Source organism: Pseudomonas sp. MDT2-39-1, from assembly GCF_054898085.1.
In genome coordinates this window covers 5,109,571-5,121,129 of record NZ_CM142716.1, presented here as the reverse complement: position 1 = coordinate 5,121,129, position 11,559 = coordinate 5,109,571, and the positions used below count along the sequence as shown (strand labels likewise).

Annotated in this window: 9 protein-coding genes; all 9 read right to left on the bottom strand. The window is 57.9% G+C overall.

The window, feature by feature from the left end:
- Nucleotides 1-72 precede the first annotated feature (72 nt).
- The 9 genes from sucD to sdhC all read right to left on the bottom strand — a co-directional run bounded on the left by sucD (nucleotide 73) and on the right by sdhC (nucleotide 11,449).
- Nucleotides 73-954: a succinate--CoA ligase subunit alpha gene (sucD, locus tag ACYZTM_RS23970; protein ID WP_012723092.1), complete on the bottom strand. Its 882-nt coding sequence runs from the start codon at nucleotides 952-954 to the stop codon at nucleotides 73-75.
- Complete coding sequence (gene sucC / locus ACYZTM_RS23965) at nucleotides 954-2,120, bottom strand: ADP-forming succinate--CoA ligase subunit beta (RefSeq protein ID WP_008148602.1); 1,167 nt, start codon at nucleotides 2,118-2,120, stop codon at nucleotides 954-956. Before sucC ends, sucD begins: the two co-directional genes overlap by 1 nt.
- A gap of 196 nt (nucleotides 2,121-2,316) precedes the next feature.
- The gene (gene lpdA / locus ACYZTM_RS23960; protein ID WP_131062223.1) at nucleotides 2,317-3,753 is read right to left on the bottom strand and encodes a dihydrolipoyl dehydrogenase; all 1,437 of its coding nucleotides are present in this window, start codon (nucleotides 3,751-3,753) and stop codon (nucleotides 2,317-2,319) included.
- 110 nt (nucleotides 3,754-3,863) lie between these two features.
- On the bottom strand, nucleotides 3,864-5,084 hold the full coding sequence (odhB, locus tag ACYZTM_RS23955; RefSeq protein ID WP_010456848.1) for a 2-oxoglutarate dehydrogenase complex dihydrolipoyllysine-residue succinyltransferase: 1,221 nt from the start codon (nucleotides 5,082-5,084) through the stop codon (nucleotides 3,864-3,866).
- Between the two features lie 42 nt (nucleotides 5,085-5,126).
- On the bottom strand, nucleotides 5,127-7,958 hold the full coding sequence (locus ACYZTM_RS23950) for a 2-oxoglutarate dehydrogenase E1 component (RefSeq protein WP_131062224.1): 2,832 nt from the start codon (nucleotides 7,956-7,958) through the stop codon (nucleotides 5,127-5,129).
- A gap of 259 nt (nucleotides 7,959-8,217) precedes the next feature.
- Nucleotides 8,218-8,922: a succinate dehydrogenase iron-sulfur subunit gene (locus ACYZTM_RS23945; protein WP_046048041.1), complete on the bottom strand. Its 705-nt coding sequence runs from the start codon at nucleotides 8,920-8,922 to the stop codon at nucleotides 8,218-8,220.
- 11 nt (nucleotides 8,923-8,933) lie between these two features.
- A complete protein-coding gene (sdhA, locus tag ACYZTM_RS23940) occupies nucleotides 8,934-10,709 on the bottom strand; it encodes a succinate dehydrogenase flavoprotein subunit (protein ID WP_129442284.1) in 1,776 nt (591 codons plus the stop codon).
- 3 nt (nucleotides 10,710-10,712) lie between these two features.
- Complete coding sequence (sdhD, locus tag ACYZTM_RS23935) at nucleotides 10,713-11,081, bottom strand: succinate dehydrogenase, hydrophobic membrane anchor protein (protein WP_007945134.1); 369 nt, start codon at nucleotides 11,079-11,081, stop codon at nucleotides 10,713-10,715.
- Nucleotides 11,075-11,449 carry a succinate dehydrogenase, cytochrome b556 subunit gene (gene sdhC / locus ACYZTM_RS23930; RefSeq protein ID WP_033053500.1) on the bottom strand — a complete coding sequence of 125 codons (375 nt, stop codon included), beginning with the start codon at nucleotides 11,447-11,449 and terminating at the stop codon, nucleotides 11,075-11,077. Before sdhC ends, sdhD begins: the two co-directional genes overlap by 7 nt.
- Nucleotides 11,450-11,559: the final 110 nt, after the last annotated feature.

Genomic DNA, 11,559 nt, shown 5'->3' with positions numbered 1-11,559 from the left:
AGAAACACCAGAAACGACAAAGGCCACCCGAAGGTGGCCTTTGTCTGGTGAAGCGTCAGCTAAGCGCGAGGCTTACTTGACAGCCCAACCGGTCAGCTCGGACAAAGCCTTGCCGATGTCTGCCAGCGAACGCACGGTTTTAACGCCTGCGTCTTCCAGGGCAGCAAACTTCTCGTCTGCAGTGCCTTTGCCGCCAGAGATGATTGCGCCAGCATGGCCCATGCGCTTGCCTGCAGGGGCAGTCACACCAGCGATGTAGGAAACAACCGGCTTGGTCACGTGTGCCTTGATGTAGGCAGCCGCTTCTTCTTCAGCCGAACCGCCGATCTCACCGATCATCACGATCGCTTCGGTCTTCGGGTCTTCCTGGAACAGCTTCAGGATGTCGATGAAGTTCGAACCCGGGATCGGGTCACCACCGATGCCGACGCAAGTCGACTGACCGAAACCGGCGTCAGTCGTCTGCTTAACAGCTTCGTAGGTCAGGGTGCCGGAACGGGAAACGATACCGACTTTACCTGGCAAGTGAATGTGACCTGGCATGATGCCGATCTTGCATTCGCCTGGAGTGATCACGCCTGGGCAGTTAGGACCGATCAGGATTACACCCAGCTCGTCGCACTTGACCTTGGCATCCAGCATGTCCAGGGTAGGAATGCCTTCAGTGATGCAAACGATCAACTTGATGCCGCCGAATGCTGCTTCCAGGATGGAGTCCTTGCAGAAAGGAGCTGGAACGTAGATCACGCTGGCGGTGGCGCCAGTGGCAGCTACAGCGTCTTTCACGGTGTTGAACACTGGCAGACCCAGGTGCTCGGTGCCGCCTTTGCCAGGCGTTACACCACCCACCATCTTGGTGCCGTATTCGATGGCTTGCTGGGTGTGGAAACTACCTTGCGAACCGGTAATACCCTGGCAGATAACTTTGGTGTCTTTATTGATCAGGACGCTCATTATTTGCCCTCCGCAGCTTTGACAACTTGTTGAGCAGCGTCGGTCAGGCTGGTAGCAGCGATGATGTTCAAACCGCTTTCTGCCAATACTTTAGCGCCCAGCTCAGCGTTGTTGCCTTCAAGGCGAACAACAACCGGGATTTTCACGCCGACTTCTTTCACTGCACCGATGATGCCTTCGGCAATCATGTCGCAACGAACGATGCCGCCGAAGATGTTGACCAGTACTGCAGCGACGTTAGTGTCGGACAGAATGATCTTGAACGCTTCGGTAACGCGTTCTTTGGTAGCACCGCCGCCCACGTCGAGGAAGTTGGCTGGCTTGCCGCCATGCAGGTTGACGATGTCCATGGTACCCATGGCCAGGCCAGCACCGTTGACCATGCAACCGATGTTGCCTTCCAGCGCTACGTAGTTCAGTTCGAACTTGGCAGCGTGCGCTTCGCGCGGATCGTCTTGCGACGGATCGTGGAAAGTTTTCAGCTTAGGCTGACGGTACATGGCGTTGGCGTCGATGTTGATCTTGGCATCGAGGCAATGCAGATCGCCGTCAGCCTTGATCACCAGCGGGTTCACTTCCAGCAGAGCCAGGTCGTGATCCTTGAACAGCTTGGCCAGACCTACGAAGATCTTGGCGAACTGAGCAACTTGCTTGCCTTCCAGACCCAGCTGGAATGCCAGCTCGCGACCCTGGAATGGCTGAGCACCAACCAGTGGATCGATAGTGGCTTTCAGAATTTTTTCTGGAGTGTCGTGAGCGATTTTCTCGATGTCCACGCCACCTTCGGTGGAAGCCATGAACACGATGCGACGGCTCGAACGGTCAACGACAGCGCCCAGGTACAGCTCTTTAGCGATATCAGTGCACGACTCAACCAGGATCTTGGTGACTGGCTGACCATTGGCATCAGTCTGGTAAGTCACCAGACGCTTGCCCAACCACTGTTGAGCGAATGCTTTGGCGTCTTCTTTGCTGCGAACCAGCTTTACGCCGCCCGCTTTACCGCGACCACCTGCGTGAACCTGGGCTTTGACAACCCATTCGGTCCCGCCGATCTTGTCGCACGCTTCTGCTGCTGCTTCCGGGGTGTCTACGGCGAAACCCTGGGATACTGGCAGGCCGTATTCAGCGAAGAGCTGCTTACCCTGATACTCGTGAAGATTCATGCTTATTACCGTCTTCGTTAGGTACTGCGCATTCGGTGCTGCACTTGTTCAAGTGCCGCACCACCTGTGACTGCTGCTCGTGTAGCCTTTCCGGTCAACCGGTGCAACTACGCGAGACTGCGTCCAGCGGATATTCCGCGGTGAGTCTTGCATGCAAGGCTCACGACGGGCCATTCCGCCGTGGTTTCTTATTGTCTTAACGCTTCTTGCGGTTGGCGATGTGAATGGCGCCGCCATTCACTGCCAGAGCTGCTTCGTGCAAGGCTTCGGACAGGGTCGGATGGGAGAAAACCATCATGCCCAGGTCTTCCGCGCTGGTGCCGAATTCCATACCGATTGCGCCCTGCTGAACCAGTTCTGCAGCGCTCGGGCCAATCACGTGGACGCCCAATACGCGGTCAGTCTTGGCATCGGCAATGACTTTCACGAAACCACCGGTGTCGTTGGCTGCCATGGCACGGCCGCTGGCTGCGAACGGGAAGGTGCCAACGTTAACTTCAACGCCTTCAGCCTTCAAGACCTGCTCGGTTTTACCGACCCACGCGATTTCCGGGTGAGTATAAATAACAGACGGGATCAGGTCATAGTTGATCTGGGCTTTGTGGCCCTTGATGCGCTCTACAACCATGATGCCTTCTTCGGACGCCTTGTGCGCCAGCATCATGCCGCGAACCACGTCGCCGATCGCGAAAACGCCCGGAACGCTGGTGGCGCACTGGTCGTCAACGAAAACGAAACCACGTTCGTCGATGTTTACACCGCTGTCAGCTGCCAGCAGCTCGGTGGTCACTGGACGGCGACCGACGGCAACGATCAGCTTGTCGAAGGTGATGTTCTGTTCGCCATTGGCATCGGTGTAGTTCACGACAACTTCGTTGCCGTTCACTTTGGAACCGGTGACGCGAGCGCCCAGCTTGATGTCCAGACCTTGTTTGGTCAGGGTCTTGTAGGCTTCTTTGGAAACGGCATCATCAGCCGCTGGCAGGAACTTCTCCAGTGCTTCCAGGACAACCACTTCCGAACCCAGACGCGACCAGACCGAACCCAGTTCCAGACCGATCACGCCAGCGCCGATCACGCCCAGACGCTTAGGTACCGATTGGAATTCCAGCGCGCCAGTCGAATCGACGATCACGTTCTGGTCAACCGGAGCCGGTGGAATGTCAATCGGACGCGAGCCCGACGCCAGAATCACGTTCTCGGCTTCGATGATTTCAACGGTGCCGTCTGGCTTGGTCAGTTCAACTTTCTTGCCGGCCAGCAGTTTGCCGTGGCCTTGCAGGGAAGTGACGCCGTTCGCCTTGAACAGGGTGGCAACGCCAGAGGTCAGGCCTTTGACGATGTTGGCTTTACGGCCAACCATTGCCGCCACGTCCATGGTCACGCCAGCGTGATTGATACCGTGGATCGCGAAGCCTTCTTTGGCTTCCTTGTATTTCCAGGAGCTGTCCAGCAGCGCCTTGGATGGAATGCAGCCGACGTTCAGGCAAGTACCGCCGAGGGCCAGTTTGCCTTCCTTGTCGGTGTATTTCTCGATGCAGGCAGTGGAGAGGCCCAGTTGCGCTGCTTTAATGGCAGCCACGTAGCCGCCAGGGCCCGCGCCAATCACTACCACGTCGAATTTCTGAGTCATGTGTCATTCCTTCTCGAATCAAACCGGACACTCCCTTTTGGGGATTGTCGTGGGACGAAGCTGGTCATTACAGGAGGGCCGCCCATCATTGAACGGCCCGTGCAACGTAATCAGATATCCAGCAGCAAACGAGCCGGGTCTTCCAGCAGGTTCTTGATGGTAACCAGGAAGGTCACAGCTTCTTTGCCATCGATCAGACGGTGATCGTAGGACAGCGCCAGGTACATCATCGGACGGATAACGACCTGACCGTTGATCGCCATAGGACGCTGCAGAATGTTGTGCATGCCCAGGATGGCCGCTTGCGGCGGGTTGACGATCGGCGTCGACATCATCGAACCGAAGGTACCACCGTTGGTGATGGTGAACGTACCGCCGGTCATCTCGTCCATCGACAGTTTGCCGTCACGAGCCTTCTTGCCGAAGGTGGCGATGCCGCCTTCGATTTCAGCCAGGCTCATCAGTTCGGCGTTACGCAGAACCGGTACAACCAGGCCGCGGTCGCTGGAAACAGCCACACCAACGTCGGCGTAGCCGTGGTAAACGATGTCGGCACCGTCGATCGACGCGTTGACAGCCGGGAAGCGTTTCAGCGCTTCGGTGGCGGCTTTCACGAAGAACGACATGAAGCCCAGGCGTACGCCGTTGTGGGACTTCTCGAACAGGTCCTTGTACTTCGAACGCAGGGCCATGACTTCGGTCATGTCGACTTCGTTGAACGTGGTCAGCATCGCCATGTTCGACTGGGCTTCTACCAGGCGCTTGGCCACGGTAGCGCGAACGCGGGTCATCGGAACGCGCTTCTCGATGCGGTCGCCAGCGGCGAACACAGGAGCAGCGGCAGCCGGAGCAGCAGCCTTGGCAGGCGCGGCAGCCGGAGCGGCTTTCTTGGCAGCAACGGCTGCAACCACGTCTTCCTTGGTCACACGACCGCCTTTGCCAGTGCCGGCAACGGAAGCAATGTTGATACCGTTTTCTTCAGCCAGCTTGCGAGCAGCCGGTGCAGCAACAGGATCGTCTTCGCCTTCAGCGGCTGGAGCAGCAGCTTGTGCAGCAGCCGGAGCAGCGGCAGCAGCTGGAGCGGCAGCAGCGCCGCCCGCTTCGATGGAGCCCAGGACTTCGTCGGACAGAACGGTGTCGCCTTCGTTCTTGACGATAGCGCCCAGCACGCCGTCAGCGGTGGCCAACACTTCCAGTACGACTTTGTCGGTTTCGATGTCGACGATCAGATCATCGCGCTTGACGGCGTCGCCCGGCTTTTTGTGCCAGGTGGCAACGGTGCCATCGGCAACCGATTCCGGGAAAGTGGGGGCTTTGATTTCGATAGCCATTATCTGTGAGTCCTTAAATTCGGTTTCAGGTGCGCGAAGGCGTTAAACAGTAAAGGCGTCTTGCAGCAGTTTTTCCTGCTGCTCAGCGTGCATCGATGCATAACCACAAGCAGGTGCAGCAGAAGCATCACGGCCGGCGTACTCAAGTACGAGCGCCTTGTTGTGATTGCCAACGATGCGGCGCATGTGATGCTGGCTGCAGTACCAGGCACCCTGGTTCATCGGCTCTTCCTGACACCAAACGATATGTTTGAGGTTGGTGTACGGAGCCAGGACTTCGTTCAAGTCGTCCTCAGGGAATGGGTACAGCTGCTCGATACGCACGATGGCGATGTCATCACGACCTTCGGCACGGCGTTTTTCCAGCAGGTCGTAGTAGACCTTGCCGCTACACAGAACAATGCGCTCGACCTTTTTCGGGTCTTGGGCATCGATTTCCGGGATCACGGTCTGGAACGAACCTTCGGCCAGATCTTCCAGGGTCGAGATGGCCAGTTTGTGACGCAGCAGCGACTTCGGAGTCAGAACGATCAACGGCTTGCGCAGCGGGCGAATCACCTGACGGCGCAGCAAGTGGTAGATCTGAGCCGGGGTAGTCGGTACCGCCACCTGAATGTTGTGCTCGGCGCACAGCTGCAGGTAACGCTCCAGACGAGCCGACGAGTGCTCCGGCCCCTGACCTTCATAACCGTGCGGCAGCAGCATGGTCAGACCGCAGAGACGGCCCCACTTGTGCTCGCCACTGGTGATGAACTGGTCGATAACCACCTGGGCACCGTTGGCGAAGTCGCCGAACTGGGCTTCCCAGATCACCAGCGCCTCAGGCGTGGTGGTCGAGTAACCGTATTCGAACGCCAGCACGGCTTCTTCGGACAGGAACGAATCGTACAGGTCGAAACGTGGCTGGCCCTTGTACAGGTTTTGCAGCGGGACGTAGGTACCCGCGTCTTTCTGGTTGTGCAAGACAGCGTGACGGTGCGAGAACGTACCGCGACCGATGTCCTGACCCGTCATGCGAATCGGGTGACCTTCGAACGCCAGGGTCGCGTACGCCATGGTTTCGGCGTAACCCCAGTTGATCGGCAGGCCGCCGGCTTGCATCTTCTGACGGTCTTCGTAGATTTTCGAGACCTGGCGCTGAACCACGAAGCCTTCCGGAATTTCCAGCAGCTTGGCGGACAGTTCCTGCAAGGTTTTCAGATCGAAACGGGTGTCGTGACGCGCAGTCCAGGCGTGGCCCAGGTACGGACGCCAATCCACGAACAACTCTTTGTTCGGCTCTTTGACCAGGCTTTTTACAACATGCAGACCATTGTCCAGCGCGTTGCGGTATTCATCGACTTTCGCCTGAACACGCTCAACGTCCAGCACACCGCTCTGAGTCAGGCGATCGGCATACAGTTCACGGGTGGTGCGCTGTTTGGTGATCTGCTGATACATGATCGGCTGGGTGCCGCTAGGCTCGTCGGCCTCGTTGTGGCCGCGACGACGGTAGCAGACCAGGTCGATCACCACGTCACGCTTGAACTGCATGCGGTAGTCGATGGCCAGCTGGGTCACGAACAATACGGCTTCCGGATCATCACCATTCACATGGAGGATCGGCGCCTGGATCATTTTCGCAACGTCGGTCGCGTACTCGGTGGAACGCGAGTCCAGCGGGTTGCTGATGGTGAAACCAACCTGGTTGTTGATCACGATGTGCACGGTGCCGCCGGTCTTGAAACCGCGGGTCTGCGACATCTGGAAGGTTTCCATCACCACGCCCTGACCGGCGAATGCCGCGTCACCGTGGATGGAGATCGGCAGAACCTTCTCGCCGGTAGGGTCGTTACGACGATCCTGACGGGCGCGAACCGAACCCTCGACCACTGGAGATACAATTTCCAGGTGGGACGGGTTGAACGCCATGGCCAGGTGAACTTCACCGCCAGTGGTCATGACGTTGGACGAGAAGCCCTGGTGATATTTAACGTCACCGGAACCCAGCTCGACCTTCTTCTTGCCTTCGAACTCGTCGAACAGCTCGCGCGGGTTCTTGCCGAAGGTGTTGACCAGCACGTTCAGACGGCCACGGTGGGCCATGCCGATGACGATTTCCTTGGTGCCGTAGGAACCGGAACGCTGGATCAGCTCGTCGAGCATCGGAATCAGGCTCTCGCCGCCTTCCAGACCGAAACGCTTGGTACCCGGGTATTTGGTGCCCAGGTATTTTTCCAGGCCTTCGCCGGCCGTGACGCGCTCGAGCAGATGACTCTTGATGTCGGCGGAGTACGTCGGACGACCACGCACGCTTTCCAGACGCTGCTGGAACCACTGGCGCTGCTCGGAATCGGTGATGTGCGTAAATTCAGCGCCGATGGTGCGGCAATATGTCTGCTGCAACGCTTCGTGAATTTCGCGTAGGCTCGCCTCCTCTTTGCCGATGAACAGGTCGCCGGCACGGAAGGTCGTATCAAGATCGGCATTGGTCAAGCCGTAATGATTGATCGACAGGTCTGCAGGTGCAGGACGCTGCCACAGCCCCAGCGGGTCAAGCTGGGCTGCCTGGTGGCCACGCATACGGTAGGCCTGGATCAATCGCAGCACTTCAACTTGCTTCTTCTCGTGCTCACTGCTCACGCTCCCGGCGGAAACCGGTTGGGCGCGGCGCTGGTTCTTTGCCAGCAAGACGAAATGATCGCGAATTGTGGAGTGCGAAACATCGGTGGCAGTGTTGCCGTCAGCCGGCAACTTCTGGAAGTAGGTGCGCCACTCTTCTGGCACAGCGTTAGGGTCGTGCAGGTAGAGCTCGTAGAGCTCTTCCACATAGGCAGCGTTACTACCGGATAGGTAGGCGCTGTTCCACATGCGCTGCATCACGCTTTCTTGCATGCTTGGTCACCCTCGGTTAGGGGAACACCACCGGCGTCGACACCGAGCAAACTTGCAGAAGTCCGAATGCAGCGACCAAAACAAGCCACTTAGGATCACGCTGATAGTCCGGGTACCAGCCCGGATGCCCCTGCTTGTCTCATTTCTTCAAAATAAGAGCCGCAGCCTTATAAGCTGCTGCTCAGGTTAAGACTACGGCGCCGGTTGAAGCCTGCGCCGTAGCATCTACGGGTACAGCGGTCCTACCTTTACAGCTGAATCACACGCCGCTTTGCAGCAACATGTTACGTACGTGACCGATGGCCTTAGTCGGGTTCAGGCCTTTCGGGCAGACGTTGACGCAGTTCATGATTCCGCGGCAGCGGAATACGCTGAACGGGTCATCCAGCGAAGCCAGACGCTCGGCAGTCTTGGTGTCGCGGCTGTCTGCCAGGAAGCGGTACGCTTGCAGCAGTGCAGCCGGGCCCAGGAACTTGTCCGGGTTCCACCAGAAGGACGGGCAAGAGGTCGAGCAGCAAGCGCACAGGATGCACTCGTACAGACCGTCGAGTTTTTCACGCTCTTCCGGGGTCTGCAGACGTTCGATGGCCGGAGCCGGCGTGTCGTTCTGCAGGTATGGCTTAACCTTCTCGTATTGCTTGTAGAAGATGCTCATATCGACGACCAGGTCACGGATAACCGGCAAACCTGGCAGAGGACGAACAATCAGCTTGTTACCTTTTACGACAGCGGACAGCGGCGTGACGCACGCCAGCGCGTTTTTGCCGTTGATGTTCATGCCGTCGGAACCGCAAACACCTTCACGGCAAGAGCGACGATAGGAGAAACCTTCGTCCTGCTCTTTGATCAGGGCCAGCACGTCCAGCACCATCAGGTCTTTACCACCGGTATCGACCGAAAATTCCTGCATGAACGGCGCAGCGTCCTGATCAGGGTTGTAGCGATAAACACTGACTTGCAACATGGCGGCCACCCTTAATAAGTCCGAATCTTAGGTTCAAAAGTCGGAACAGTCTTCGGCGAGAAGTTCACGGCACGCTTGGTCACGCGCTTGTCACCCGGGAAGTACAGGGTGTGGCACAGCCAGTTTTCGTCGTCGCGATCTTCATAGTCTTCACGGGCGTGTGCGCCGCGGGACTCTTTGCGGATCTCTGCAGCGATGGCGGTGGCTTCGGCCACTTCCAGCAGGTTCTGCAGTTCCAGCGCTTCGATACGAGCCGTGTTGAACGCCTGGCTCTTGTCGTTGATCTTGACGTTGGCGATACGGCCACGCAGATCAGCCAGCTGGGCAATACCCTTCTGCATGTATTCGCCAGTACGGAATACACCGAAGTAGTTCTGCATGCAGCTTTGCAGCTCTTTACGCAGGGTGGCGACGTCTTCGCCTTCGGTACGCGAGTTCAGGCCATCGAGACGTGCCAGGGCAGCGTCGATGTCGGACTGGCGAGCGCGAGTGTAATCGACGCCTTCTTTCAGGGTCTGTTCCAGGAACAGGCCGGCAGCACGACCGAATACCACCAGGTCGAGCAACGAGTTACCGCCCAGACGGTTGGCACCGTGAACCGATACGCAGGCCACTTCGCCTACTGCGAACAGGCCCGGGATGATCTGGTCAACGCCGTCGGCGTCCTGAGTGATCGCCTGACCGTGAATGTTGGTCGGCACGCCGCCCATCATATAGTGGCAGGTTGGAACGACCGGAATCGGCGCCACGGCTGGATCGACGTGGGCGAAGGTCTTGGACAGCTCCATGATGCCTGGCAGACGGCTGTGCAGAACTTCCTCACCGAGGTGATCGAGTTTCAGCATTACGTGGTCGCCATCCGGACCGCAACCGTTGCCGGCGATGATTTCTTTAACCATCGAGCGAGCAACCACGTCACGACCAGCCAGGTCTTTGGCGTTCGGAGCATAGCGCTCCATGAAACGCTCGCCGTGCTTGTTGATCAGGTAACCGCCTTCACCGCGGCAGCCTTCAGTAACCAGTACACCCGCGCCGGCGATGCCGGTTGGGTGGAACTGCCACATTTCAATGTCTTGTACCGGCACGCCAGCACGCAGAGCCATGCCGACGCCGTCACCGGTGTTGATCAGGGCATTGGTGGTGGACGAGTAGATACGACCTGCACCGCCGGTCGCCAATACGGTGGCGTTAGCGCGGACATAGGAAGTTTCGCCGGTTTCGATGCAGATGACGATCATGCCGACAAAGGCACCGTCCTCGTTCTTCACTAGGTCGACGCCGTAGTATTCGTTAAGGAATACGGTGCCGGCCTTGAGGTTGGCCTGGTACAAAGTGTGCAGCAGAGCGTGACCGGTACGGTCGGCAGCGGCGCACGTACGTGCAGCCTGGCCACCTTTACCGAAGTCTTTCGACTGACCGCCGAACGGACGCTGATAGATGCGGCCTTGTTCGGTACGGGAGAACGGCAAGCCCATATGCTCGAGCTCGAAGACCGCTTCCGGGCCTACGGAACACATGTATTCGATAGCGTCCTGGTCACCGATGTAGTCGGAACCCTTGACGGTATCGTACATGTGCCAGCGCCAGTCATCGTTCGGATCTGCCGAAGCGATGGCGCAGGTGATGCCACCCTGGGCGGATACAGTGTGTGAACGAGTCGGGAAAACCTTGGTAACTACGGCAGTCTTGTGACCACCTTGTGCCAGCTGCAGCGCAGCGCGCATGCCAGCACCGCCGCCGCCAATGATGATGGCGTCGAACGAAAGCGTATTAACGGTAGTAGACATGAATCAGATACCCCAAAGAATCTGCACACCCCAGACGAAGTAGGCGAACATCGCAACGCCGCATACTGCCTGGAAGAGGAAACGTATTGCAGTCGCGGACTTGCCGAACGCCATTGGCGTCAGGTAGTCGGTCGCGATGGTCCACATGCCGACCCAGGCGTGAGCGCCGAGGGCAACGAGAGCCAGGAGACTGAAAATACGCATCCAGTTGCTTGCGAACAGTTCATGCCATTGGGCGTAGCCGATGCCAGGGTTGGCGACGACGTATCCGATCAGGAAAATGAAGTAAGCCGCGAGAACGACCGCAGACACACGTTGTGCCATCCAGTCATAGAGGCCCGAACGCGACAGGTTCGTGACGTTAGTTACCATATCCAAACTCCTGCCAGAACGATTACCACCACGGAAACGGCGATAACGATTTTCGAGCCCAGTTTGCCGCCCTCAAGCGACTCGCCGATGCCCATGTCCATCATCAAGTGGCGCACACCGGCAACCAAGTGATACAGCAAGGCGGACAGGATGCCCCATGTCACTAGCTTGGCTAGCGGACTGGTCAGACACGCTTTCACCTGGCCGAAGCCTTCTTCCGAGTCGAGCGACTTGTCCAATGCATAAAGCATGATGGCCAGGCTGACAAAGAGGATGATTCCGGAGATTCGGTGAAGAATGGACGTGTAAGCAGTGACTGGGAGTTTGATGGTCCTTAGGTCTAGGTTTACAGGTCGTTGGCTATTCACGGCTTTTTTTCACACTGAAGAGCCCCTAACAATCAGGGCAAAGTTGTTGGGGAGTGCACTGGTCAGGTACCCACCACCCAGGGAGTGCGACCCCCAATAAAGCAGGCCCA

Coding starts and splice junctions, on each gene's coding strand:
- sucD (WP_012723092.1), bottom strand. CDS start 954: ATGAGCGTCCTGATCAATAAAGACACCAAAGTTATCTGCCAGGGTATT.
- sucC (WP_008148602.1), bottom strand. CDS start 2,120: ATGAATCTTCACGAGTATCAGGGTAAGCAGCTCTTCGCTGAATACGGC.
- lpdA (WP_131062223.1), bottom strand. CDS start 3,753: ATGACTCAGAAATTCGACGTGGTAGTGATTGGCGCGGGCCCTGGCGGC.
- odhB (WP_010456848.1), bottom strand. CDS start 5,084: ATGGCTATCGAAATCAAAGCCCCCACTTTCCCGGAATCGGTTGCCGAT.
- ACYZTM_RS23950 (WP_131062224.1), bottom strand. CDS start 7,958: ATGCAAGAAAGCGTGATGCAGCGCATGTGGAACAGCGCCTACCTATCC.
- ACYZTM_RS23945 (WP_046048041.1), bottom strand. CDS start 8,922: ATGTTGCAAGTCAGTGTTTATCGCTACAACCCTGATCAGGACGCTGCG.
- sdhA (WP_129442284.1), bottom strand. CDS start 10,709: ATGTCTACTACCGTTAATACGCTTTCGTTCGACGCCATCATCATTGGC.
- sdhD (WP_007945134.1), bottom strand. CDS start 11,081: ATGGTAACTAACGTCACGAACCTGTCGCGTTCGGGCCTCTATGACTGG.